Genomic DNA, 25,260 nt, shown 5'->3' with positions numbered 1-25,260 from the left:
TGGTCACTCTCCGATCTGAACGGGATTGGGGTGGGTCTTGCCGCGGGGGAAGCACAGGACGCCGAGCCCGACGACAGCCACGACGGTCGCCACGCCCGCCCACCGCAGCCACGGTGTCTCACCGGACGGGTCGAAGATCTCGGCCCGTGGCCAGGCGAGGTTGATGGTCATGAGCAGTCCGTACGCCACGGCGAGGACGTTGACGGGGATCCCCCAGCGGCCGAGCGAGAACAGGGGCCTGCCCTCGGCGTCGGTGAGCCGGGGGCCGTTCGGCCACCCCTTGAGTCGACGCATGAGCAGCGGTCCGGTCACGCAGAGGTAGGCCAGGTAGATGAGGATGATGCACACCGAGGCGAGCGTGGCGAAGATCGCGGAGTTGCCGACGTTGACCAGCAGGATGCCCATGCAGGCCAGTCCGATCAGAACGGACGGCGCGATCGGGGTCCCGGTCCGCGGGTGGACGCGCGAGAGAGTCGTCGAGAACGGGAGCCTGCCGTCGCGTGCCATGGAGAACATGAGCCGGGTGGCGGCGGTCTGGATGGCGAGGGTGCAGATGAAGATCGCGACGACGACGTCGGCGAGGAGCACCTTCCCCCAGAAGTTCCCGAGGACCGAGTTAAGTACGTAGGGAAGGCCCTCGGTCGCCAGACGCCCGTCGGTGAGGCTGGGCGCGGCCATGAGCGCTCCCAGGATCATCAGTCCACCGCCGATGGCGGAGACGGTCAGTGCCATCCGGATCGTCCGGGGCGCGATGCGGCGGGGATTGACCGTCTCCTCCGCGAGCTCGCCGGCCGAGCCGAACCCCACCATGACATAGGCCGCCATCAGTCCCGAGACCACCCAGGCCCAGATGTACCCGGGTTGATCCCCCATGCCCGCGGTGTCGAAGACGACCTGGGGGCCGCGGACCGCGTGGGTGAACAACGCGAGGACCACGGCGATCACACCGACGATCTCGCACGTCACGCCGATGTTGTTGACGTAGGCCATCCACCGGACGCCGATGGAGTTGATCACCGTGGTGATGACGAGCAGGACCGATCCCAGCAGGACGGCGTTCGTCGATCCGGATGGTGAGGTCAGCGCCGGGTCGTCGCCGATGATCTGGAAGCCGGACCAGATGCTCGGAAGGACGACCTGCAGGGCGATGGCCGCCGCCGAGGCGGTGACGATCTGGGCGAGGATCATGAACCACCCGCCGAACCACCCCACGATCTCCCCGCCCATCCGGCGGGACCACTGGTAGATCGCGCCCGAGATCGGGTACCTGGCCGCCAGTTCGGCGAAGCACAACGCCACGAGGAACTGGCCGGCGAAGACGATCGGCCAGGTCCAGAAGAAGGCGGGGCCTCCGAACCCGTACCCGAGGCCGAAGAGCTGGAAGATCGTCGTGAGGATGGAGACGAACGAGAACCCGGCCGCGAATGACGCGAACGTGCCGAGACTCCGATGGAGTTGCTGTTCGTAGCCGAAGTCCGCGAGGTCGTCGTGGTCGCCCCGGCACTGCGGAGCCGGGGCGGTGAGTCCGGTCGGATCGCTCATGTGGCGGATCTCCTCTCGGGGCGGGGGCGGTGCGACGGGCGGGTCGGTGCGACCCGGGATGCGGCGGCGCCGTTTCCTGTCAGGCGATAGTTTTCTCGCCGCGCATGACACCCGGGTTGCGCGATGTTTCGTTCCCATTAACAGGCCCTCACGCCGCCCCCGACCCCGCCCGCAGGGGCGCTGACGTGGTCGAATGTGCTCATGACAGCCGCCCGCCCAACAAAGGCCGACCGCCCACGCGCGTGGTCCGACGGGTTGCGGCGCGAGCTGGCCGCCCGGCTCGATCCGGCCGTGGCGACCGCGGTGTGGGTGACCGGATCGGTGGGTCGCTCAGAGGCCGTCCCCGGGAGCGATCTGGAATCCCTCGCCGTCGTCGTCGACCCCGACACCCGCGCGGTACGCCGCGCGGTGGCCGCCACAGACCTGTCGGGCGCGCCGTGGTTCGCCGAGACCTCCGCGGCGTCGGTCGCCGACCCCCGCCTGGTCCGCACGGCCGCCGGGTGGTCCGCCGCCGCCGACGGCTGGGCCGCCGACCCCGCCCGCGACCTGGGGGTGGTCCACCTGGGCCTGCTCGCCGACGCCCGCCCCCTGACCGACGGCCACGACGACCCGGAGTTCCTCCCCCGGCTGGCCGTGCGGGCCGTGCGCGCGCACCCCACGGTGCTCGCCGACGTCCTCGCGGACGCCCTGGCGACCCGGGCGTCGGTACCGTCCCGGCTCCGGGTGCCGACCCGCGCCGATCCCGTGGTGGACCTCAAGGCGACCGTCCTCACCCCGGTCGTCAAGCTCGCGCGGTGGGCCGCCCTGCGTGCGGGGGTCACCGCCACCGCCACCGACGCGCGTCTCGACCTCGCCGCCGATCCCGACGTCCTCCCCGCCGACCGGTGGGAGTCCCTGCGCGAGGCCGCCCGCGTCGCCGCCGGGCTCCGGTGGGAGGTCCGGCTCCGCGCCGACGCCGACGGCCCCGGGACCGACCGGGTGCCGCTGTCCCGCCTCACCGCCGCCGAGCGCGCCGGGCTCCGGGCCGCCGCGCGCGAGATCGCCGGCGCGCAGCGCACCCTCGACTACCTGCGGTCGACCGGCCAGTTCCGGCAGCCCGGATGACGCGCCACCCGGCCACCGCCGCGATGCTCGCGGTATCCGCGCTCGAGGGATGGCGCCCGGATGACGACGACGAGGTGCTCGGACTCGTCGACCGGGGCGTCTCCGGTCGGCTGATCCGCCTCCGCGTCCTGGAGGCGATACCCGCGGAGGCCCGCCGGCGACCCGGGCCGCGGGTCCTGGCCCGTCGCGCCCCGTACCTCTACCGGGGGACGCGGGTGCTGCAGAACTCCCTCGGGATCACCTCGGCCGGGGCTCTCGCGCGGGCGGAGGCCCTGCTCGTCGTCGCCGCCGGGGCCCGCCTCCTCCGCGCCCCGGGGCCCGCGCCGGGGACGGTGTCCGACGTCCACGCCGCGCTGTTCGGGGACGTGTACGCCTGGGCCGGGCGGCCGCGCATCGTCGACCTCGGCAGGCAGGGATCGGTGTTCGCGCCCGCGTCCCGCGTCCCGGACCTCGTCGCGCCCCTGGAGCGGCCCGCGCGGATCGTCGCCGACGCGCTGGCCTCCGCGCCGGCGGCCGCGTCCCGCCGGACGGTCGCCGCCCTGGCGCTGGCGGACTGGTACGCGCGGTTCAACCACGTGCACCCGTTCCGCGAGGGCAACGGCCGCGCGGCCGCCGTGGCCGCGACGCTCGCCGCGCGCTGCCACGGCCTCGACCTGGACTTCGGCCGGACCTCGCGCGAGATGTGGGTGCAGGCCGCCGTGTCCTCCATGCCCACCCCACCCCGCCGCTCGGTCGATCCCACGGCGCACCGGTTCGAGTTCCTCCGTGTGACGATCGACGGCAGTGTCACGATGGACCGGACCCCGACCCGGAGGACGCCCTGATGTACTCGCCCGGCCGACCCCGCCTCGTGGACCGGCGGCGCCCCGGGGCCACGCCGGCCGACGAGATCCTCGACGCCGCGGCGGAGCTGTTCACCACCCGCGGGTACACGGCCACCTCCACCCGGGCCATCGCGGACGCCGTCGGACTCCGTCAGGCGTCCCTCTACACGCACTTCCCCACCAAGGCCGCGATCCTCCGCGCGCTGCTCGACGCGACGGTGGCCCCGGCGCTCGAGCACGCCCGCCGGCTCCGCGCCGGGGGCGGGGACCCGCGCGAGACCCTGCTGACGCTGGCGACGCTCGACGTCGAGGGCCTCCTCGCCTCGCGGTGGAACGTCGGGATGCTCTACGTGCTGCCCGAGGTCGCAGGGGACGAGTTCGCGGAGTTCCGGGACGCGCGCTCGGAGCTCCGGGAGATCTACCGCGAGCTCGTCGCCCTGTGCCGCCCCGACCTCGACGCCGACGATCCGGCGCTCGACCTGCCGTTCCGCGTGGTCGAGGCGGTGATCGCGCACCGCCAGGACCACCCGTCGGTCCCCGTCGACGCGGCGCGGTGGGGCCGGGCCGCGGCCCGGGCGGTCGGACTCGGGTGATCGGCCGTGTCGGACCCGTGGTGCACCATGGCGGTGTGACCGGATCCCAGGCTCATCCCCCCGCCCTCGTCGCCGAGGTCCGCCGCCTCCGGGCGGCCGATCCGCTCGGCCGGATCACCGTGATCGTGCCGTCGTTCGGGGCCGCCCGGGACCTGGTCCGCGCGCTGGCCCTGTCCGGCGGCGCCGTCAACGTGGCGGTCCGGACCGCCGCCCAGATCGTCGACGAGCTGTCCGCACCGGTGCTCGCCCCGCGGGCCGCGGTGCCGTTCCCGCTCCTGGCCGCCGCCGTGGACAAGGCGCTCGACGCGGATCCGGGCCGCCTGGCCGCCGTGGCCGCCGAGCCCGTCACCGGGCAGGCGGTGGCCCGTGCGTGCCTGCGCCTGGGGACCGTCGAGCCCGGGTCGGTCACCGCCGAGACACCGCTGCACTCCGAGGTGCTCCGCCTCGCCGCCGAGGCGCACGAGATGACGGGCGGCGCCTACTACACGCAGTTCGAGGCGGTGACCACCGCGCTGGAACGGCTGGACGACCTGGGCCGGGTCGTGCTCGCCGCGCCGCTGCGGGGCACGCACGCCGAGCGGCGGCTGCGGGTCGCGCTCGCCGAACGCGGCGTGACGCCCGTCGCCGGCACCGGGTCGGACCATCTGGCCTCCGCCGCGGAGCCCGCGTCCGGGGACGCGGTCACCGGGACCCACGTCCTGCACGCGTCGGACTCGGACGACGAGGTGCGGGCGGTGGTCCGCTTCGTCCGCTCCCGCCTGGCCGAGGGGGTCCCCGGCCACCGGATCGGGGTCTACTACCCGTCCCCGGACCCCTACCTGCGCCTGCTCCACCGGGCGTTCGCCGAGGCGGGGATCGCCGTGTACGGGCCCTCCGACTCGACGTTGGGACGCTCCCCCGCCGGCCGGTCCCTGGTGCGCCTGCTGCGCCTGGACACGTCGGTGATGCCGCGGGCGGAGCTGCTGTCGATCATCGCCGAGGGCTCGGTCGCCCCCCTCGACGACTCGGGGGCCGCCGTGTCGTCCCGGCGCGTCGAGACCCTCACCCGCACCCGGTTCCCGGTGATCGGCGGCAGCGACTGGGACCGGTTGGACGAGCACCTGCGCACCGAGCCGGAGGCATCGGGCGAGTCGGAGGTGCTGGGTGAGTCGGACCGCGCGGCCGCGTCGGCCCTGCTGCGGTTGATCCGCCTCATCCGGTCCGGTTTGGCCGCGGTCGACGCCGCCCGGACCTGGACGGAGGCCGCCGACGCGGTGCGCGGCCTGGTCACGGCGGCCTTCCGGCAGGGTCCGGACCGCGCGGCGGTCCTCGCGGTGGTCGGCGCCCTGGGCGACCTCGACGCCATCGCACCCGCCATCACCCGGGACCGCGTGGCGGGCGCCGTCACCGCCCGTCTCGACCCGGTGGGCGACCGGGTCGGCGAGGAGGGCGCGGGCGTGGCCCTCGGGCCGATCGACGACGCCGTGGGCCGCGACCTCGACACGGTCTGCGTGGTGGGGATGGCAGAGGGTCTGCTGCCCGTCCTCCACGCGCCCGACCCGCTGCTGCCCGAGGGGTCCGTCGAGCCCCCGTCGGCCGAGGTGCTCGACGAGCGTTACCGCGTCCTCCAGCTCGCGCTGGCCGCCGGCTCCGAGCGCCGGCTGTGCTCGTTCCCCCGTGGTTCGATGCGCGGCGGTGGGGACCGGATCCCGTCCCGCTGGCTGCTCCCCACGCTCTCCCGGCTCGTCGGCTCGCCCGTCCACGCCACCCGGTGGCAGGAGGACGTGGCCCGGTGTGCTGCCGTGATCGGCGTGTCCTCGTTCGTCGACGGGGTCCTGGCCCCGCCCGCGGCCCTGGGGACCGATCCGGCCACCCGGACGGAACTGCGGCTCCGGGACCTCGCCGCCGGCGGGTGGCGCACGCGTCCCGACGCCCCCGCGCTGCTCGTGTCCGCCCACGAGATGCGCCGCGACCGCCGACAGGGCCGGTTCACCCGGTTCACGGGCGACGTGTCGTCGGCCGCCGACCTGCTCACCGTCCTCGAGCAGCCCCTCTCCCCGACCCGGCTCGAGGACTGGGCCCAGAGCCCCTACCTGTTCTTCCTCTCCACCGTCCTGCGGGTGCGCACGCTCGACGATCCGGCGGCGGACATCGAGATGGACCTGCGCGACTACGGTGACCTGGTCCACGCGATCCTCCAGCGGTACGTCTCCGCCCGGATCGAGAGGGGCTCCGGGCCGGACCGAGACCTGCTCATGGCGGCGCTGCGGCACGAGTGCGAGGCCGCGATCGCCGCTTCCCCCGGACTGGTCGCATCGCTGTGGCGCCGACGCGAGATGATGCTCGCCGCCGAGCTCGACCGGTGGTTCGCCGAGGACAGCGCCGACTTCGACGCCGGCTGGCGGCCGGCCGCGACGGAACTCGGGTTCGGGCGGTCGGACGACGGCTCGGTCGTCGAGATCCCGTTCGAGGTATCCACGTCCACCGGCACGGCGACCGTGCTACTGGCCGGGTCGATCGACCGACTCGACGTGCGCGCGGGCGCGCAGCGCGTCACCGACTACAAGACGGGTAAGCCTCCCGAGGCGGAGGCCCGCCCGACCGCGGACGATCCCACCCTCCGCGGCACCCGCTTCCAGCTTCCGCTCTACGCCGCGGCCGCGCAGTCCGCCGGGCGGGCACCGGTGAGTGGGGCCCGGTACTGGTACTGCACCGAGCGCGGGGAGTTCGAGCAGATCTCGCTCGACATCACCGAGGACGTCATGGACCGCGTCCGCGAGGACGTCGGTCACCTGATCGACGCCCTCCAGCGAGGGTGGTTCCCGCTCAAGGGCGGCCGGGGCTCTTCACGCGACCTGGCGAACCTACTCGGCGGCGACGAGCTGGACCGCGCATGGGAGAAGCTGTCGGGCCAGGAGCCGATCTCGTCCCATCGCGCGTTCGCAGGCCTGGTCGCCCCGGTGACCACCGAATCCGAATCGGAGACCTCCTCATGAGCCAGCTCCCCGACCAGGCCGCCCGCGACCGCGTCGAGACCGACACCGCCGCCACCCTGTTCGTCGAGGCGGGAGCCGGGACCGGCAAGACGTACGCCCTCGTCCGCCGTCTCAGCACCCTCCTGCTGGACGACGCGGTGCCGATCGACCGGATCGCCGCCATCACGTTCACCGAGAAGGCGGCCGCCGAGCTACGCGACCGGCTCCGCGTGCACCTGGTCGAGAGGCGCGCGGAGGGTGATACCCGCGCCGACGAGGCCCTGGCCGGGCTCGACACGGCCGCGATCGGGACTCTGCACTCCTTCGCGCTCCGCCTGCTCTCCGAGAACCCGCTCGAGGCCGGTATCCCGCCGAAGGTGACCGCCCAACAGGACACCGCTGAGGCCGCGGCCGTCGAGGCGCTGTGGCAGGAGTGCGCCACGGTCCTGTTCGGCAGCGGACCGACGGCGGAGCGGAGCGGCAACCTGGCCCGGGCCGTCGACGACATGCTCGACGCGGGCGTCAGCCCTCTCGCCTTCCGCGAGGTCGTCGTGGCCCTGCACCGCGACTGGGACCGCTTGCCCGGCGAGCCCCTGTACTCCGGGCCGGCCGAGCTGCCCGGGTCGCCGGACCTGTCGGAGGTCGTCGCCGCGATCGGCTCGATCGTGGGGTGGCGCGACTCGTGCCGGGACGAGACGGACTTGTTCTACGAGACCCTCGGCAAGCACCAGGCGTGGCTGGAGAGTCTCGAGGCCGCGACCACCGATCCGGCCGCGTCCCCCACCTGGGTCGAGCTCCTCGCCAAGCCGGTGGGGGTCGGGCGCGGCGGTAAGGGCGCCAGCTGGGGCGGGAAGGACGTGCTCGACTCCATCAAGGAGGAGATCAGGCAGCTGCCCGAACTGTGCGGTGAGGTCCTCGCCGCGCACTGGCGCCCACGAATCGCCCTCGTGCTGGACGCGCTGATCCCCGTCGTCCGCCGGCATGCCGACGAGCGGCGCCGCCACGGGACTCTCCAGTTCCACGATCAGCTGGTGCTGGCCCGCGACCTGCTCCGAGACGAGGCCGTCCGCGAACGGGTGCGGGACCGCTACCAGCGGATCCTCATCGACGAGTTCCAGGACACCGACCCCATTCAGCTGGACCTCGCCGAGCTGCTCACGTCCGCGCCGGGAGGATCGGGGACCGAGCCCGGGCGCCTGTTCACCGTCGGCGATCCCAAGCAGTCCATCTACCGTTTCCGGCGTGCGGACATCGCGACGTACCTGCGCGCCCGGGAAGGGGACGGCGGTGCCACGAGCGGGGTCGAGGTGGAGCGGCTGAGCACCAACTTCCGCTGCTCGCGCGCCGTGCTCGACTGGGTCAACGACGTGTTCTCCGAGGTCCTCACCGCGACCGACGGCGTCCAACCCGAGTACCGCGCTCTGGAGCCCGCGCCCGGCCGCCCCGAGTACGACCCGGCCCACGGGCCGCGTCCGTTCGTCTTCCGCACCGAGGACGTCCCCCCGCACTGCCCGCCGGAGGCGAGTGACGACCACACCCGTCACTGGATCGAGGCCGCAGACGTGGCCCGCGTGATCGTCACCGCCATCCGCGAAGGCTGGACCCACGAGTCGAAGAACGGTGAGCAGAGACCCCTTCGCCTCGGTGACATCGCGATCCTCCTGCCGTCGCGCGGATCGCTGCCCATGCTCGAGACGTGCCTCGATCACGCCGGGATCGACTTCCGGACCGAGGCGTCCTCGATCGTCTACGGGACGCCGGAGATCCGCGATCTCCTGCTGGCCGTCCGCGCCGTGGCGAACTCCGCCGACGAGGCGTCCCTCGTGGGCGCGCTGCGCTCACCCCTGTTCGGCTGCGGTGACGACGACCTGGTGCGCTGGCGGGCCGGTGGCGGCGGCTGGGCACTCACCGCCCCCGCCCCCGACGACCTCGCGTCCTCGCCGGTCGCCGAGGGCATGCGGTACCTCTCGGCCCTCGGCCGGTCCACCAGGCGGCCGGGCGAACTCCTCGAGAGGCTCGTCCACGACCGGATGGTCTTCGAGTCCGTCGCCGAGTCCCCCAGGCGGCGCGACCTGTGGCGGCGGATCCGGTTCGTGATCGAGCACGCGTGGCAGTGGGAGGAGTCCGCGGCCGATCCGGCCCGCGCCGACCTGCGGGAGTACGCCGACTGGGCGATGGCCCTGACCGCCGAGGACGCCCGCGTGCCCGAGGCCGCGATCCCCGAGATCGGCGTCGACGCGGTGCGCATCACCACCATTCACGCATCCAAGGGGCTCGAGTACCCGATGGTCGTGCTCGCCGGCATGAGCCGTAAGTGGCCCGACGACCGGTCCCGCCTGCTCTGGACGCAGGACGAGCCGCCGCGGCCCGCGGCGTCGTTCTCGGCGGTCGTCCGCGACCCGGCCTTCCGCCGCGCCGCCGCGCGCGAGGCCGAGCACTCGCTGGCCGAGCGGATCCGCCTGCTCTACGTGGCCACCACCCGCGCCGAGAGCCGGCTGGCGGTCTCGGGGCACGGGTACGTGCTGACCCAGAAGAAGACCCCCAAGAAGCTGTGGGGGTCATTGCTCGGGTCGATCGTCGAGGTGCCCGACGCGCCCCCGTTGGTGGAGTACGGCGAGAACCTGCTCGAGGCGGCGGCCGCGCCGGAGGTCGACGTGCCCGACGAGGCCGAGTGGGTCGAGCGCACCCACGAGATCGCGGCCCGATCCGCCGAGCGCGCGGGCTGGTCGGCGACGCGGATCGTGCACCCCGACGCGGTGGATGCCGCGCCAGAAATCGAAGACGCCGAGCGCCAACCGTCCTTGCCCCAGCAGCTGGCCGCCGCGCTGCGGGAGCGGTTCGCACCGGCCCCGGCCCGTCCGGAGGAGCTGCCGCCCAGGCCGCGGTACACACCGGTCGCCTCCGGGCCCGACGTCGGCACCGCCGTGCACCACCTGGCCGAGCACACCGATCTCAGTCGGCTGCTCGGACCGGCTGCCGACCCGGACTCCGCGATGGCGGACTGGGGCCGGTGGGCGGCCGACCAGCTGGTCGCCCTCGGACTGGGCGGTGGCCTGCAGGGCAGCCGAAATCCCGAGGCCGTCGCCGAGATGGTCTCGGTCGCACGCACCGCACTGACCTCCGAGCCCGTCAGGCGCGCGGCGAGCAGGACGCACTGGGCCGAGTTGCCCGCCGCCGGAACCCTGACGACGTCGGACGGGACGCGGGTGGCGGTGGACGGTGTCGTCGACCTCGTGGTGCAGGAGGACGACGGATCGCTGTCGATCATCGACTACAAGACCGACGTCGCCGCCACCACCGACACCGTCGACGAATACCTGCTGCAGTTGTGCGCGTACGCCGAGCTCCTCGGTGGCTCCACCGGCAGGGCCGTCTCGCGGATCGAGCTGGTCTTCTGCCGGGGTGCCCGGCCGACGGTCGTGGCGCGCGACCTCGGCTGAGGCGTGGGTGGGGCCTCAGCCGAGGTTGGTCCACACCACCCGTCCGGCCGCGACCGCCGCCAGCGCGGAGTCGCACGGGGCCCCCGCCGTGACCGCCTGGTACAACTCCACCAGCAGGTCCACGACGGAATCCCACAGTCGGTGCAGGGGTTGCCCACCGCCGTATGCCCACACCGAGCCGGCGTCGGGGCCTCCCCGGTACGACACCGCGTAGCCGAAACCGCTCCGCTCGGCGATCGGCCACAACCGCCCGGCCCAGGTCGCGTCGCCTCCCGGCTCGAACCCGAGGACACCCGCGCCCATCGCATCCTCGTACCGCGCCGCCTGCACGTCGAAGCCGCGCTCGGTGGTTAGCGGCTCCGCGAACGGCAACAGGCCCTCCACCGAGTCCAGTCCCGTGCGCCGCAGATGCCACAGCAGGGTGCGGATACCGGTCTCGTCATCCACGCCGGACCCGTCCAGCAGGACCCCGCTCGGGCTGTCCGAGCTGCGCGGGTCGTCCACCGCCACCACCGCCGGCGCGGGAGCGGGCACCCGGAGGAGCTCCGCGAGCGCGTCGCACAGCTCGCCGATCTGCTCGTCCAGGACCGCCCACGCGTCCTGCTCGACGGCCGCCGACCGCCGCCCCGGGCGGGCGGGCCCCACCGGGGCGGCAGCGGTGGGCGCCGGATCGCGGGGCGCGGCGAGATCGTCTGCGGGAGCCGGATCGGGCGCGGCGTCACCCCACGACGCGGCCATCGCGCCACTGATCCGGGCGAACGCGCCGTCGAACTCGGCGCTCCACCCGTCATCGGGGCCCGCGAGGACCGGGGCAGCGGGGTCGACTTCGGCGGGAGGCGGTGATTGATGGGCGGGTTCGGCGTGGGCGGATTCGGTGTGGGCCGGTTCTGCGGCGGCGGCGGGCGCTTGCTCCGAGACATCGCCGTCCGCGGGGACCGCGGGCAGGACCCCGGTGACGTCGGCCAGGAGCTCCAGCCGTGCGCGGCGTCCGCCGGCAAGCCGCTCACGTTCCGAGCGGGTGAACGACAGCACCGGCAGCGTGAGCAAGAGCGCGGCCTGGCGTCCCGTGAAACCGAAGTCGCGCTTGAGTGCGCGGCGGGCCTCGACGGGCGAGTCGGCGTCGTGGATCGCGGCCATCACCGCGTCCAGGTCATCGCAGGCGCGGAGGATCGCCTCGGCCTCGTCCCACGCCCGTCCGACCTCGTCGGATGGTTCGAACCACCCACCGATGGCACCCGCAGCGCCCACGTCAACCCCCCAGGCAGTCACACGATCCGGACCCGAGCCCCAGCGGATCCCCGGGCATCCTACGCCCACCTCCGCGCCGGTGGTGGGTCCGAGACAGGGGGCGCCCAGCGAGGCCGGAGGGCCGGGAGTGAACCGACGTGTGACTGACCTCTCCGCAGGAGGAAACCGCCTCAGGCCTGCGCAAATGCCATCCATCCGACCACTCGCACGGAGGGATCGGCCGGAACCGATCGCCGATGCGTACGGTCGAGGACATGAGCGAACGTCTGATGATCCGGGACCGCGAGGCACTCCCGGATGAGCGCCGGGCGGAGCCCGCGCGCCCGGACGACGGCCTCGTCGGTGACGAGAGCGGCCACGCCACGGTGTTCCCCGCTCCGCTGACGACCATCGCCGCCGCCCTCGTCGGTGGGTTCCTGGGCCTCGCGGCCGTCTACGGGGTGGCCGAGCGGCTGGCGGACACGCTGGCCGGGGTCGCGGCCGTGGTCATGATCTTCGCCGTCACCCTGGCCGGGCCGCGCGTCCACGCCGGCGCCCGGACCGAGGTCGGACGCACCGTCGCCGTGGTGCTGCAGTCCGTCGGCTTCGGCGGCGTCCTCGGCGCACTGCTCATCCTGACCTGAGTCTCAGCGGGACCGGAGCCGGGCCGTCAGCTCGTCGACGACCTCGGCGTCGACGCCCGCGCCCTCCACCAGATAGCGCCTGGCGTCACCGAACTCACGGGCCAGGGCGTCCAGCGAGCGGCGAAGATTGGCCTCCTCCACACCGATGAGGACCTCCACCGCCTCGAGCTGCTCCGGCATCTGGGACTGCACGTGCGCGCGGATCGCCGCCACGAAGTCCGCGGACATCTCGCGGGTGAGCAGGTAGTCGGCGACGACGTCCTCCTCCCGCACCCCCACCAGCAGCTGCAGTAGGGCCGACACCCAGCCGGTGCGGTCCTTGCCCGCGGTGCAGTGCACGATCGCCGGGCCGGACGACTCGGCCAGGACGCTCATCGCGCGACCGAACGCCCCGCGCTCGTGGTCGCCCAGGACGAACCGCTCATAGGTCTCAGCCATCTCGCGGCGGGCCTCCTCGACCCCCACCAGGCCGGTCGTGGTGAGGGTCGCCGCGGACGTGTGCCCGCCCAGCACGTCGATCGGCACGTACTCCGCGCCGGCGGGGACGACGTCGGGCTGCCTCTCGATCTCCGCGCCGGTCCGCAGATCCACCACCGCGGTCACGCCGAGCCGCTCGAGGACCCCTAGATCCTCCTCGCCCACGGACAGCGCGGTGGACCGGAAGACGACACCGCGGGTCATCGAGCCGGACGGCCGGAGGGCGTACCCGGGGCCGGCCACGTCCCGGAAGTTGTGCACGCTGCTCAGCCGGATCTCTTCGACCGCGAACCCGTCGCGGTGGAGGCCGACCTCGTCGTCGTCGCCATCAACACCAACACCGATGCCGCCACCAACCTCGACACCCGATGCCACGCTGCGGTTTCCGCCCGGTTCCGCCACCATCCCACGCCCCTCACGATCCCGGCCCGCCCGCGCGGCGCGCCACGCCTCGTTCCTACCCGATCAGGCTCCGCGACAGCGTCCCGACGGCGACAGAACAGCCGCCCGGACACGAGCAGCTGACACGTGTCAATGTTGCCGCCCGTTTCCGGCGTAGAACGGGTTGCAATGGCTTATTGTGCGATCTCATGACCAGAACAGATTTCAATCCCGGCCACGCCATGCAGCACGAGACGTTCGGCGACATCCTGCTGGAGCGGTCGACCGACGATCACCCGGGACTGCTGTTCGAGGACTCCTCGTGGACCTGGCGGGAGTTCGCGGCCGAGGCTGCCGTCCGCGCGGAGATCCTGCGCGGCTGGTCCGACGAGTACTCGTCCTCCTACGCCGAGCGCCCCGACCCCTACAAGCGTCTGCACGTGGGCATCCTGCTGGAGAACGTGCCGGAGTACCTGTTCACGCTGTCCGGCGCGGCGCTCGCGGGCGTCACGATCATCGGCATCAACCCGACCCGTCGCGGCGCCGAGCTCGCCTCCGACATCCGCGGCGTGGACTGCGACGTCATCCTCACCGACGCCGACGGCAGCGCGCTGCTCGACGGCCTCGACACGGGCGCCGTCGCCTCGTTCGACATCGACTCCGAGCAGTGGCGCGGCCTGCTCGCCGACCACGCCGGCGCCGAGCCCCGCCTGCACCCGGAGGACGCGCGCGACCCCCACACCCTGCTCGCGCTGCTGTTCACCTCGGGCTCCACGGGCGCGCCCAAGGCCGTCATGTGCTCGACCGGCCGCATGGCGATGCTCGGCACGATCAACTACCGCGGCCTCGTGCGCGACGACGTGGCCTACAGCGCGATGCCCCTGTTCCACGGCAACGCCCTGTTCGCCGCCTTCGCGCCCGCCGCGTACGTGGGCTGCACCTTCGCGATGCGCCGCAAGTTCTCGGCCTCCGGCTTCCTGCCCGACGTGCTGAAGTTCGACGCGACGTACTTCAACTACGTCGGCCGGTCCCTGTCCTACATCCTCGCCCGGCCCGAGGTCCCCGAGGAGAAGCAGACGCGCCTGCGGGTCGTCTTCGGCACCGAGGCCTCCGTCCACGACCGCGTGGAGTTCGAGCGCCGCTTCGGCGTGACCCCGCTCGAGTCATACGGCTCGAGCGAGGGCGGCGTGGTCATCAGCCACACCGAGGACACCCCGCCCGGCGCGCTCGGCGTGGCCGGCGCCTACATGGACGTCGCGATCCTCGACGAGGAGGGCAACGAGTGCCCGATCGCCGAGTTCGACGACGAGGGCGGCCTGACCAACGCCGGCGAGGCGATCGGCGAGATCTGCAACCTCACCGGCGCCAAGCTGTTCGAGGGCTACTACCGCAACCCGGAGGCCACCGCCGAGCGCAACATCGGCGAGGTTTACCACTCCGGCGACCTGGGCTACAAGGACGCTGACGGCTACTTCTACTTCGCCGGCCGCTCCGGCGACAAGATCCGCGTGGACAGCGAGAACTTCTCCGCCGGCCCCGTCGAGCGGATCCTCGACCGCTTCCCCGGCGTGCTCGTCGTGGCGGTCTACCCGGTGCCCGACCCGCGCACCGGCGACCAGGTGATGGCCGCCATCCAGCTGGAGCCCGGCGTGGAGTTCGACACCGACGCGTTCACCGAGTTCTGCCGCACCCAGCCCGACATGGGGACCAAGTGGGCGCCGCGGTTCGTTCGTATCATGAAGGAGATGCCCGTCACCGCCACCCGCAAGATCTCCAAGCCCAGCCTGCGACGCGAGTCGTGGCCCGAGCCGGGCGAGGTCTACCTGCGCGGCGGCGCCGACAAGTCGGACGACGTGTACCGGCCCCTCACCGACGCCGACCGCGAGGCGCTGCTCGCCGAGTACCAGCTGCACGGGCGCCGGCCGGCCGGGGTCTGACAATGCGGGCCCGGCGGATCCTGCGCGCGGCGTCCGTGCGCGCGGTGTCCGTCGGGCTCGCCGTGGCCCTGGCGCCGGTTGCCCTTATGCGGCCCGCAAACCGCGGGAGACCCCGAGGTGAGCCGCGATGCCCTCGCGCGTGGCGCCAGGCGGCGATTCGTACAAGTCCACCGCCCGCCGACGAACCTCGTCCGTGTAGTTCTTCCGTGCTATGTCATGGATTCCCGCTTCCCCCGGTACCGTGCTGGAATCAGCGTGTCCACGATCCAGGGTCACGGCCCCCTGTCCGCCGACCCGTCAGGGAAGGCAGCCAGGGGGGTTCCCTCGGTCCACCGCGCCGCGCCCCGGTGCAGGGGCCCTTAGTTCGTGGGGACTGTGGGGGCGTCCAGGTAGACAGTGGATCCGGCGGCCCGGAACTGGGCGGACTTCTGCTGCATCCCGGCGATTGCTTCTTGCTCTTCGGCGCCACCGAACTGGTTGCGGATGTCTTGTGAGATGCGCATGGAGCAGAACTTCGGCCCGCACATTGAGCAGAAGTGCGCGGTCTTGGCCGGCTCGGCCGGCAGCGTCTCGTCGTGGAACGCCTCGGCGGTGTCGGGGTCCAAAGACAATGCGAACTGGTCTCGCCACCGGAACTCGAACCGCGCCTTCGACAGCGCATGATCTCGCTCGGCCGCTCCGGGGTGGTTCTTGGCCAGGTCCGCGGCGTGAGCGGCGATCTTGTAGGTGATGACCCCGGTCTTCACGTCCTCTTTGTTCGGCAGCCCGAGATGCTCCTTGGGGGTGACGTAGCACAGCATGGCCGTGCCATAGCGAGCGATCTCCGTGGCCCCGATCGCGGAGGTGATGTGGTCATAGCCCGGCGCGATGTCGGTGACCAGCGGGCCCAGGGTGTAGAACGGGGCTCCGTGGCACAGTTCCTGCTGTCGCTCGACGTTCTCCCGCACCAGATGCAGCGGGATGTGCCCGGGGCCCTCGACCATGACCTGCACGTCGTACTCCCAGGCCCGGGCGGTGAGCTCGGCCAGGGTGTCGAGTTCGGCGAACTGGGCGGCGTCGTTGGCGTCGGCGATCGACCCCGGGCGTAGCCCGTCGCCCAGGGAGAAGGCGACGTCGTAGCGGGCGAAGATTTCGCAGAGCTCGTCGAAGTGGGTGTAGAGGAAGTTCTCCTGGTGGTGGGCTAGACACCAACCGGCCATGATCGACCCGCCCCGGGAGACGATTCCGGTGACCCTATCGGCTGTGAGCGGCACGTAGCGCAGCAATACTCCGGCGTGAATCGTCATGTAGTCCACACCCTGTTCGCACTGCTCGATCACGGTGTCCCGGAAAATCTCCCAGGTCAGCTCGTTGGCCTGCCCGTTGACCTTTTCCAGAGCCTGGTAGATCGGCACGGTGCCGATCGGCACCGGCGAGTTGCGGATGATCCACTCGCGGGTGGTGTGAATGTCATCGCCAGTGGATAGATCCATCACCGTGTCAGCTCCCCACTTGGTGGCCCATCGCATCTTGTCCACCTCCTCGGCGATCGAGCTGGTGACGGCTGAGTTGCCGATGTTGGCGTTGATCTTCACCAGGAAGGCCCTGCCGATGATCATCGGCTCGGCTTCGGGGTGGTTCACGTTGGCCGGGATGATCGCCCGCCCTGCCGCCAGTTCGGACCTCACCAGCTCGACGTCGCAGTTCTCGCGCAAGGCCACGAAGCGCATCTCCTCGGTGATGATCCCCGCGCGGGCGTAGTGCATCTGCGTGACCGTCCGGCCCTCTCTGCCCCGGAGAAGCACCGGAGTCGCGCCTTTCCACTCCTGGGAGGCCTCACCCCGCCGGATCGCCGAGCGGCCGTCGTCGAGCAGATTCCGCTCCCGACCCTCGTACTCCTCCACGTCCTCGCGGCCCCGGATCCACGCGGCCCGCAGCGGCGGGAGCCCGACCACCGGGTCACTGCCCGGGCCGGCTGTGCGGTAGACCCGCACCGGGGCGTTCGGCGCCCCGCCCGGGGAATCCCCCAGGGCGATCTCGGTGACCGGCACTCGGAGATCATGTTCGGTGTCGTGGACATACGTCAGTGCGCGCGATTTCGATGCACTCATGTGAGGTGCTCCTACTTCCTTCGCCGGCATTACCCGGGCAGGTTCGACGGTCGCAGGCTGCTTCAGCCCGATCTCAGCCCCTGCATTAGGGCTCCCGTGTGGACAGACCCGACGTTAACAGCCCACGACAACCGCCACCACCCCGGCCGAGCGGAGAGAAGGCGCTGACCGGGGGCATCTGCACCGCCGGTTCCTGCGGAGTAGAAACGGAGGTCCGCCCGGCTGTGATGTTCATAACCGAGTACGGCGTCATCTTGTTCATGTTCAGCGGTCACAAGGCCCATGCCAGCATGGCCTTCACCCCATCCACCAAAGCTGCTTTCGAAGCCGAGCTCACCCGGTACCGCACTGGCAAAAGCACCGTCGCCCTGCCATACGGCACCCCACCGCCTCACCCACTCCTCACCAGAATGATCGAGTACCGAGTGCGCGAACACGAACACGACGGCGTCAACTGGATGTGACCGCACACGTAATCGTCACCGGCCAGACGGGCCGGCTGACGCGGGTCACCGCGGCCCGCGAGATCGACGACGAGTGGTCGCGCCGCGCGCAGGTCGGCGTGTCCAACGGGATCGCGACCGAGGGTGGCACCACGTATGTCACCCAGTCGACCACGCGCACCGTGGTGTTGGGGGTGCCGTCGGACCGTCCGGGGGCGACGACGAGGGAGCTCACCACCCACTCGAGATCATGCAGGCAACCGGGCCACTAGTTGTACAAGATGTACTATTGCTGGCATGGTCACCACGACGCTGAGCTACTTCCGCGCTCATCAGAGCGAGTTACTCGATGCCGCGCAGCGGGCGCCGGTAGAGATCCTCAGCCGGGGCAGCCGTCGTCGCGCCGTTGTCGTCTCGCCGGAGTTCTTCGACCGCGCCCTACAGGCCCTGGAAGATCAGGCCGACATGAAAGCCGCGGCTGCCGCTCGCCGCGAGGACGACAGCATCTCCCACGAAGACCTCATGGCGGAACTGGGCCTGTAGACCAGCGCCCCCGCTTGTCTGATGCCCTATTCGATCTCCTACAAGCCCTCGGCTGCCAAAGCCCTGCGCAAACTTCATCCCACCGAGCAGAAGCGAATCGTCCGGGCGATCGAGGCGCTGGCCGGGACACCGCGACCGCCCGGAGCGATCCAACTCGCCGTAGGTGACGGCGAACTCCGCATCCGCGTCGGTGACCATCGCATCATCTATGACATCGAAGACGATGCCCTCGCTGTACTCGTACTACGCATCGGCCACCGCGGTGACGTCTACAAGTGACCCCATCCCCACGCTGGTTCACGATCATAGTGAGGGTCCAACCACGCGAATGCTCCACCGCCCAAGCACTCAAACTCATTCTCGACATCCTCCGGCAGCGCCCCGGCCAGCGTCGATGCGGCGCTGAAAGCAGACCAGCGGCTCTAGCGCAACACCTTGAACTGGAACGGGTAGTTGATCGTCCGGCCCTTGAGCGCACGGAGGGTGCCGATGACGTGGCCGATGATCTGCGCGAGGAACGACACCGCCAGAAGGATGAGGCCGAGCGGGATACCGATCACCGTGATGATGCAGATCCAGCCCACGATGCTCATGAGCCACAGACCGAGGTTGAAGTTGAACGAGCCGGCCGCAGCCTGGCGGACGAACGGGCTGCGGTCCCTGTAGATCAGCCACATCACCAGCGGACCGACGAACGACAGCCACCCTGCCGACAGCGCCATCGCGATGAGACTCGACGCGTGGGCCAGGGCCGCGGGCGTGCGGTCGTCGGGCGCGGCCGCGGGCGGCTGGCCATACCGCGGATCGCCGTACCGGGGGTCGCCGTACTGGGAGAAACCGGGCTGCTGGGTCATGGCCCCAGTCTCCTCGTGAATCGACGCCCGCGCATCGGGGATCTCCCCGGTTTCCGCGGCGGGCCAGGTTTCACGCACTTGTCATATCCCGCGCCTACTGTGGCGGGCATGGCCGACATCACCCAGCCCGACCAGCGTCCGACCGAGCCGCCGAGCGCAGACCAGCCCGGCGTCGATCAGCCGGCACCCGACGGCGTCGATCCGCTCGAGGACGCCGTCCGCCCCCTGCGCGACGACGTCCGGTTCCTCGGCGCCCTGCTCGGGGACACCGTGCGCGAGCAGGCCGGCCAGCGGATATTCGACCTGGTGGAGACCGCGCGGCGCACCGCGTTCGCCGTCCGCCGCTCGGAGGCCGACCGCGACGAGGTCGCCGCCCTGTTCACCGACGTGCCCGCCGCCGACGTCATTCCTGTGATCAGGGCGTTCTCCCTATTCGCGCTTCTGGCCAACGTGGCCGAGGACCTCCACCAGGAGCGGCGTCGCCGTCTCCACACGGCCGCCGGTTCGCCGCCGCCCGACGGTGATCTCGAGGCCACCTGGGCCCGCCTCGCGAAGACCGAGCCGGACGCCGACAAACTCGAGACTGTCCGGACCACCGCCCGGGTGGTTCCCGTCCTCACCGCACACCCCACCGAGACGCGCCGCCGGTCGGTCTTCGAGATCACCCGCCGCGTGCTCGACCTCATGCGCCGCCGCGACGCGCTGCGGACGGGGCCACAGGACCGCGTCACCGAGGACGAGCTGGCCGAGGTCGAGACCGACATCCGCCGCCAGGTGCTCACCCTGTGGCAGACCGCGATCATCCGTAGCCAGCGCCCCCGCATCGAAGACGAGATCCTGGGCGGACTGCAGTATCACGAGGCCACGCTCATGGACGTGATCCCGCCGCTCAACGCCGAGATCGCCGAGCGCCTGGGCGGCGGAGACCGGCCCGTCGTCCGCCCCGGCTCCTGGATCGGCGGCGACCGTGACGGCAATCCGTACGTCACCGGCGACGTCGTCCGATTCGCCACCGAGCAGGCCGCCGCGCTGCTGCACCAGCACTACGCCCACCAACTGCGGATGCTCGAGCGCGAACTGCCCCTGTCGCGGCGTGTCGTGGACGTGCCCACCGCGCTACGCGACCTCGCGGACTCCCTCGGGGAGGAGGAGGGCGAGCTCACCGCCGCGCGGGAGGACGTGCCCTTCCGCCGCGCCGTGAGTGTGGTCCGGCGTCGCCTCGCCGCGCGGGGGACCACCTCGTCGTCGTCGCCCCTGGCAGGCGGACACCGCGACGGTGACGACGACGAGGTCTTCACCGCCGAGCCGTACGCCTCCCCCGGTGAGATGCTCGCGGACCTGGACGTCATCGACGCGGCTCTCGGGGAGTGTGGGTCCGAGATGCTGCGCTCGCCGAGGCTGCGGGACCTCCGGTGGGCGGTGCGCACGTTCGGATTCCACCTGCAGGCCCTGGACATGCGGCAGAACTCGGAATCGCACGAGGAGGTGCTCACCGAACTGTTCGCGAAGGCCGGCGTGAGCGAGGACTACTCGGCGCTCGACGAGGACGCGCGTGTGGGGCTGCTGCTGCGCGAGCTCTCGCACGACCGGCCACTGCTCGGCCCGCGCGCGGAGCTCTCCGAGCTGGCGGAGAAGGAACTCGGGGTGCTGCGGGCGGCCGCCGCGGCCGTGGACCTGCTGGGCGCGGACGTGGTGCCGCACTACATCGTGTCGATGTGCGGGTCCGTGTCCGACCTGCTCGAACCGGCCGTGCTCCTGCGCGAGGTGGGACTGTTCTCCGGCGACCCGGCCGAGCCGCGGTCGAGCGTGCGGCTCATCCCGCTGCTGGAGACGATCGACGACCTCGCCGCCGGGCCGGGCATCCTCGACGCGGCCCTGGCGATCCCGCAGTTCCGCGCGCTCATCCGCGCACAGGGGGACGTGCTCGAAGTGATGCTCGGCTACTCGGACTCCAACAAGGACGGCGGCTACCTGGCCGCGAACTGGGCGCTATACCAGGCCGAACGCGACCTCGTGGAGGCCGCCGACCGCGCCGGCGTGCACCTGCGGTACTTCCACGGTCGCGGTGGCGCGGTCGGCCGCGGGGGCGGCAACTCCTACGAGGCGATCCTCGCCCAGCCGCCGGGCGCCGTGCAGGGCGCGCTGCGGATCACCGAGCAGGGCGAGGTCATCTCCGCCAAGTACTCCGAGCCGCGGCGGGCGCGGCGCAACCTCGAGGCGCTGGTCGCGGCGACGCTCGAGGCGTCCCTGCTCGACGTCGAGGGCCTCGGCGACCGCGCTGAGGAGGCCTACGGCGTGATGGCCGAGCTCGCCACGCTCGGCCGGGAGGCGTACGGGTCGCTCGTGCACTCCGACCCGGGGTTCATCGAGTACTTCACCACCTCCACGCCGGTCGCGGAGATCGGCGAGCTCAACATCGGCTCGCGGCCGTCCTCGCGGAAGCAGACGTCGTCGGTCGAGGACCTGCGGGCGATCCCGTGGGTGCTGTCGTGGTCGCAGTCGCGGGTCATGCTGCCCGGCTGGTTCGGCGTGGGTACGGCGCTGCGGCGCTGGATCGACGGTGCCGGCGGCGGTTCGGCCGGGACCACGGCCGACGAGCGGCTGGCCACGCTGCGGCGGCTGTACGACGACTGGCCGTTCCTGCGTACGACTCTGTCCAACATGGCGCAGGTGATGGCCAAGGCGGACATGGGCCTGGCCGGCCGCTACGCCGAACTCGTGCCCGACGCCGAGGTGGGTCGGCGGATCCACGGGGTGATCGCCGACGAGTTCGAGCTCACCCGCGAGATGCTGCTGGCGATCACCGGACAGGAGACGCTGCTCGACGACAACCCGGCGCTCGCCCGCTCGGTGCGCAACCGCTTCCCGTACCTCGAGCCGCTCAACGTGCTGCAGGTCGAGCTGCTGCGCCGCTACCGGGCGGGCGACGAGGACCCGGCCGTGCGCACCGGCATCCAGCTGACGATGAACGGCCTGGCCACGGCCCTGCGCAACTCGGGCTAGCGGAGGCGGCGGCTAGCGGAGGCGGCGGGCCGTGACCGGGATGAGCAGGGCGCACACCACCGCGAGCCCCGCGATCCACGGGACCGGCCCGCCGAACCGGGATAGCTCGGCGAGGAAGTACGGCGTGCCCATGCCGAGGTACGCCAGGACGTAGAACACGGCGACGAGCCCGGCGTGATCGCGGGGACCCGACTGGAACTCCACCTCGACCAGGCCCGCCACGAGCAGCGTGCCGTAGCCGATGCCCAGCAGGACCGCGACGGGCACGAGCCACAGCGCCCGGCCGGGCAGGTCCGGGGAGGCCACCAGGATCGCGCCGGCCGCCATGCCCGCGCACGCCGCCGCGAGGCCGGCGATCGGCGGCCGGGACGGCACGGAGTTCGCGGCGAGCCGCCGGATCGCCGGCTGGATGAGCACCCCCGAGCCGAGCGTCACGCCCACCATGACGCCCGCGTACAGGGTGGGCCGGCCGCCGGCGTCGCCGCCGAGCAGGTCGGCGAGCACCGCGAACGACATGCTCGCGCAGCCGAACACGAGCGGCGCCCAGGGCGCGACCCCCAGCAGGAACCTGCGCGAGACGGCGGTGGCGGGGATGAGCGGCGTGGATTCGGTGCCGCCGCGGGGACGTGGCACATACGGGTCAACGGCGTTCCAGGCCGCGACCAGCGCGACAGTGCCCAGCACGAGATGCGGCAGGTACGCCGAGAGCAGCGGCGCGGGGGCGAACTCTCCGACGACGCCGGCCGCGAGGCCACTGAGCCCGAACCCGCCGGTCAGGGCGATCGCCGCGCGGCGGGCGCCGGTCCCGGGCGGGGCGCCGGCGGACAGTTCGCGCACCCACGCGCTGCCGGCGCCGAACGCCGCGCCCGAGGCGAGGCCGGCGAGGAACCGGCCGAGGTACAGCCACAGCTCATGCTGCGGGCCGAGGAGCATGGCCACGGTCGCGAGCAGCGAGAGCACGAGGACGGGCCGCATGAGGACGCGGCGGCCGTTGCGGTCGGACCACCGGCCGGCGAACAGCAGCGTGGGCAGCAGGCCGACGATGTAGACGCTGAAGATCGCGGTGACGCCGGACTGCGAGAGCCCCTGCTCGGCGCGGTAGAGGTGCAGCAGCGGCGCGAACTGGTTGGCGCCCCAGCCCACCGCGAACACCGCGAGGGCGGCGGGCACCCAGCTGCGGCGGTCGACCGGAGAATCCATGAGCAGCAACCTAACCCGCGGGTCTCAGACGAGCGCGGCGATGACGAACGCCACCCCCGCCGCCACGAACAGCGCGCTGGCCACGAGGTCGACCCACGGCAGCAGCCGCCCGACCCGCTCGTTGACCGCCCGGTGCGAGGCGACCACTGCGAGCCCGGCGAACCACGCGAGCGCCACCGCGAGCATCCCCGCCACGAGCGCCACCGACCACGCCACCGAGACCTCGTCGTGTAGGAACGGGGTGAGCACGGCGCCGAAGAACACCAGGGCCTTGGGGTTGGCGAGGTTCGTGGCCAGGCCGCGCGCGACGTCCCGCCGCACCAGATCCGCTACTCCGAGTCGGGATCCGCTACTCCTATCGCGGTAGCGGATCCGGACTCCGGGTAGCGGATTCTGCGGCGCGGGGTCGGTGCGGGCGGGCGACGCCGGGGCGGTGGCCGGGTTGGGGGTTGCGGTGCGGGAGCGCCACCACCCGCGCAGGCCGAGGGCGCCCAGCGTGGCGAGCAGGAGCCCACCCGCGACCTGGAGGACCGTCATGACCTGCGGGTACACGCGCACGAGGGTGGCGACCCCGGCGAACGCGGCCCCGAGCCACACCGTGAGGCCGGCGACGATCCCCAGCGCGGTGGCCACGCCGTGCCGCCGTCCAGCGAGGGCGCGTTGGAGGACGACGACGACGTCGGGTCCCGGCGAGACGACCGCGATCGCCCACACGCCGAACAGGCCGAGGAGCTGCGCCGCGGTCACGCCGCCGATTCCATCGCGAGGAGCCGCTGCTTGGCCGCGATCCCGCCGCGGTACCCGCCGAGCCCGCCGTCCGAGCGCAGGATTCGGTGACACGGCCACACCAGCGGGAGCGGGTTCGTGGCGCAGGCCGTGCCCACCGCGCGGACCGCGCCGGGCCGGTCGAGGGCGGCGGCGATCTCCCGGTAGGTCGCGGTGCGGCCGTAGCCCACCCTCGCCAGGTGCTGCTGGACCTCGCCGCGGAAGCCCGTCGCGAGGCGGGTGTCGAGGGGCAGGTCGAAGGCGCGGCGGTCGCCGGCGAGGTACTGCCCGATCTGCTCCGCGGCGGCGTCGAGGACCGGCGAGGCGGCCTGTGCCCGCAAGACGCGCGGACCGACGCGGGTCGCCAGTGTCGCCCGGACCGCGTCGGCGTCCTCGACCTCGAACGCCACGTACACCAGGCCGAGCGGGGTCGCGGCCAGGAGCAGGCCCCCGATGGGCGAGTCGACGGTCCGGTAGATGACGTCGACCAGGCCCTCCCGGTTGGCGTCGGCGGCGAGGCGGTCGCGGAGCCGGCCGGTGTCGGCGGGTGCGGCCCGCAGCGTGGCGATCGCGGGGTCGGTCGTAGCGTGTTCGGTCATGGCGCGACCTCCTGTGACTGTAGCTGTGACCGGGTGAGTGTCCTGCGCAGGGCGGCGATCCCGTCGGCGGCAGCGCGCCGGGCCGCGGCCTCGGTGCCGCCCGTGAGTTCGGCGATCTCGGCATAGCGGAGACCGCCCAGGTACCAGTACGCCACACAGAGGCGCTGCCGGGTCGGCAGAGCGGCGACCGCGTCCCAGATGTGGGGGTCGACCTCCTCGTCGTCGACCCCGAGGTCTCCACCCGACCCACCCGAGCCACCCGCGCGCACCCCGCCCGGCCCCGGTGCACGGGCGTCGAGGACGGCGATGTCGTCGGCGGCGCCGGTCGGGACCGCGGTCCGGGACGCGCGACGGACCACGTCGACGGCGCGGCGGTGCGCGACGCGGACGAGCCACGCCTCGACATCGGTGTCCTCGGGCAGCTCCGGCCACGCCCGCAGCGCCGAGAGGAACGTCTCCGACCACGCGTCGTCGGCGTCCGGGCCGGGACCCAGGACCGCGCGGCAGACCCGCAGCACGGTGGTCCCGTGCCGGTCGACCGCGGCGTCGAACGCTGCCCTCATGTGTGTAGATCCTGCCCTCGTCGGTGATCGCCGTCCCGCGCGGCCCGCCCCGCCCGGCCGGGCGGCGGGTGGCGGGC

21 protein-coding genes and 1 riboswitch are annotated in these 25,260 nt (G+C 72.4%); of the genes, 12 read left to right on the top strand and 9 right to left on the bottom strand.

Annotation, left to right across the window (positions count from 1 at the left end):
* Positions 1-3: 3 nt before the first annotated feature.
* Complete coding sequence (locus VYL96_RS00840; RefSeq protein ID WP_070723148.1) at positions 4-1,542, bottom strand: amino acid permease; 1,539 nt, start codon at positions 1,540-1,542, stop codon at positions 4-6.
* Positions 1,543-1,743: 201 nt separating this feature from the next.
* Here VYL96_RS00840 and VYL96_RS00835 point away from each other — a divergent pair, with 201 nt between their 5' ends.
* The 5 genes from VYL96_RS00835 to VYL96_RS00815 are packed head-to-tail and all read left to right on the top strand — an operon-like array spanning position 1,744 to position 10,457.
* On the top strand, positions 1,744-2,646 hold the full coding sequence (locus VYL96_RS00835) for a putative nucleotidyltransferase substrate binding domain-containing protein (RefSeq protein ID WP_131886485.1): 903 nt from the start codon (positions 1,744-1,746) through the stop codon (positions 2,644-2,646).
* Positions 2,643-3,470 (top strand): Fic/DOC family protein, encoded by an 828-nt coding sequence (locus VYL96_RS00830; protein WP_131886484.1) that lies wholly within the window; start codon positions 2,643-2,645, stop codon positions 3,468-3,470. Before VYL96_RS00835 ends, VYL96_RS00830 begins: the two co-directional genes overlap by 4 nt.
* On the top strand, positions 3,470-4,063 hold the full coding sequence (locus VYL96_RS00825; RefSeq protein ID WP_131886483.1) for a TetR/AcrR family transcriptional regulator: 594 nt from the start codon (positions 3,470-3,472) through the stop codon (positions 4,061-4,063). The genes VYL96_RS00830 and VYL96_RS00825 overlap by 1 nt, the downstream gene beginning before the upstream one ends.
* A gap of 35 nt (positions 4,064-4,098) precedes the next feature.
* A complete protein-coding gene (locus VYL96_RS00820) occupies positions 4,099-7,038 on the top strand; it encodes a PD-(D/E)XK nuclease family protein (RefSeq protein ID WP_243699799.1) in 2,940 nt (979 codons plus the stop codon).
* On the top strand, positions 7,035-10,457 hold the full coding sequence (locus VYL96_RS00815; RefSeq protein ID WP_131886481.1) for a UvrD-helicase domain-containing protein: 3,423 nt from the start codon (positions 7,035-7,037) through the stop codon (positions 10,455-10,457). The genes VYL96_RS00820 and VYL96_RS00815 overlap by 4 nt, the downstream gene beginning before the upstream one ends.
* A gap of 15 nt (positions 10,458-10,472) precedes the next feature.
* Here the strand turns inward: VYL96_RS00815 and VYL96_RS00810 are convergent, their stop codons facing one another.
* Positions 10,473-11,705 (bottom strand): DNA gyrase subunit A, encoded by a 1,233-nt coding sequence (locus tag VYL96_RS00810; RefSeq protein ID WP_131886480.1) that lies wholly within the window; start codon positions 11,703-11,705, stop codon positions 10,473-10,475.
* A 254-nt stretch (positions 11,706-11,959) separates the two neighbouring features.
* Here VYL96_RS00810 and VYL96_RS00805 point away from each other — a divergent pair, with 254 nt between their 5' ends.
* The gene (locus tag VYL96_RS00805; protein ID WP_063972907.1) at positions 11,960-12,328 is read left to right on the top strand and encodes a hypothetical protein; all 369 of its coding nucleotides are present in this window, start codon (positions 11,960-11,962) and stop codon (positions 12,326-12,328) included.
* A 3-nt stretch (positions 12,329-12,331) separates the two neighbouring features.
* Here the strand turns inward: VYL96_RS00805 and VYL96_RS00800 are convergent, their stop codons facing one another.
* Entirely contained in the window at positions 12,332-13,180 is an 849-nt protein-coding gene (locus VYL96_RS00800) for a tyrosine-protein phosphatase (protein ID WP_243699798.1), read from the bottom strand.
* A gap of 215 nt (positions 13,181-13,395) precedes the next feature.
* Here VYL96_RS00800 and VYL96_RS00795 point away from each other — a divergent pair, with 215 nt between their 5' ends.
* On the top strand, positions 13,396-15,123 hold the full coding sequence (locus VYL96_RS00795) for an AMP-binding protein (RefSeq protein ID WP_243699797.1): 1,728 nt from the start codon (positions 13,396-13,398) through the stop codon (positions 15,121-15,123).
* A 359-nt stretch (positions 15,124-15,482) separates the two neighbouring features.
* Here VYL96_RS00795 and thiC read toward each other — a convergent pair whose 3' ends face one another.
* On the bottom strand, positions 15,483-17,213 hold the full coding sequence (gene thiC, locus VYL96_RS00790; protein ID WP_109148862.1) for a phosphomethylpyrimidine synthase ThiC: 1,731 nt from the start codon (positions 17,211-17,213) through the stop codon (positions 15,483-15,485).
* Positions 17,212-17,321, bottom strand: a riboswitch (TPP riboswitch). Its footprint overlaps the gene before it by 2 nt.
* A 119-nt stretch (positions 17,322-17,440) precedes the next feature.
* Here thiC and VYL96_RS00785 point away from each other — a divergent pair.
* The 4 genes from VYL96_RS00785 to VYL96_RS00770 are packed head-to-tail and all read left to right on the top strand — an operon-like array spanning position 17,441 to position 18,478.
* On the top strand, positions 17,441-17,677 hold the full coding sequence (locus tag VYL96_RS00785) for a hypothetical protein (RefSeq protein WP_207913604.1): 237 nt from the start codon (positions 17,441-17,443) through the stop codon (positions 17,675-17,677).
* Positions 17,674-17,928 (top strand): hypothetical protein, encoded by a 255-nt coding sequence (locus VYL96_RS00780; RefSeq protein ID WP_207913603.1) that lies wholly within the window; start codon positions 17,674-17,676, stop codon positions 17,926-17,928. The genes VYL96_RS00785 and VYL96_RS00780 overlap by 4 nt, the downstream gene beginning before the upstream one ends.
* 25 nt (positions 17,929-17,953) lie before the next feature.
* On the top strand, positions 17,954-18,199 hold the full coding sequence (locus VYL96_RS00775; protein WP_131886478.1) for a type II toxin-antitoxin system Phd/YefM family antitoxin: 246 nt from the start codon (positions 17,954-17,956) through the stop codon (positions 18,197-18,199).
* 21 nt (positions 18,200-18,220) lie between these two features.
* A complete protein-coding gene (locus VYL96_RS00770; RefSeq protein WP_106385375.1) occupies positions 18,221-18,478 on the top strand; it encodes a type II toxin-antitoxin system RelE family toxin in 258 nt (85 codons plus the stop codon).
* Between the two features lie 143 nt (positions 18,479-18,621).
* On the opposite strand, the gene VYL96_RS00765 is transcribed toward VYL96_RS00770, so the two are convergent.
* The gene (locus tag VYL96_RS00765; RefSeq protein ID WP_063973461.1) at positions 18,622-19,053 is read right to left on the bottom strand and encodes a DUF4870 domain-containing protein; all 432 of its coding nucleotides are present in this window, start codon (positions 19,051-19,053) and stop codon (positions 18,622-18,624) included.
* A 108-nt stretch (positions 19,054-19,161) separates the two neighbouring features.
* On the opposite strand from VYL96_RS00765, the gene ppc reads away from it, so the two are divergent.
* Complete coding sequence (gene ppc, locus VYL96_RS00760) at positions 19,162-22,056, top strand: phosphoenolpyruvate carboxylase (RefSeq protein WP_243699796.1); 2,895 nt, start codon at positions 19,162-19,164, stop codon at positions 22,054-22,056.
* A 12-nt stretch (positions 22,057-22,068) separates the two neighbouring features.
* Here ppc and VYL96_RS00755 read toward each other — a convergent pair whose 3' ends face one another.
* From VYL96_RS00755 to VYL96_RS00740, 4 genes are read right to left on the bottom strand one after another with little or no spacing between them, the layout of a single operon-like run.
* Entirely contained in the window at positions 22,069-23,256 is a 1,188-nt protein-coding gene (locus tag VYL96_RS00755; protein WP_007633823.1) for an MFS transporter, read from the bottom strand.
* Between the two features lie 24 nt (positions 23,257-23,280).
* The gene (locus VYL96_RS00750; RefSeq protein ID WP_131886477.1) at positions 23,281-24,003 is read right to left on the bottom strand and encodes a LysE family translocator; all 723 of its coding nucleotides are present in this window, start codon (positions 24,001-24,003) and stop codon (positions 23,281-23,283) included.
* On the bottom strand, positions 24,000-24,620 hold the full coding sequence (locus tag VYL96_RS00745; RefSeq protein WP_131886476.1) for a methylated-DNA--[protein]-cysteine S-methyltransferase: 621 nt from the start codon (positions 24,618-24,620) through the stop codon (positions 24,000-24,002). Before VYL96_RS00745 ends, VYL96_RS00750 begins: the two co-directional genes overlap by 4 nt.
* On the bottom strand, positions 24,617-25,183 hold the full coding sequence (locus VYL96_RS00740; RefSeq protein WP_131886475.1) for an RNA polymerase sigma factor: 567 nt from the start codon (positions 25,181-25,183) through the stop codon (positions 24,617-24,619). The genes VYL96_RS00745 and VYL96_RS00740 overlap by 4 nt, the downstream gene beginning before the upstream one ends.
* Between the last annotated feature and the right edge of the window lie 77 nt (positions 25,184-25,260).

The sequence above is a fragment of the Dietzia maris genome (assembly GCF_036287335.1).
Classification (GTDB): Bacteria; Actinomycetota; Actinomycetes; order Mycobacteriales; family Mycobacteriaceae; genus Dietzia; species Dietzia cinnamea.
Note: the sequence above shows the minus strand (reverse complement) of the source record. Positions and strands in the feature narration are given on the sequence as shown.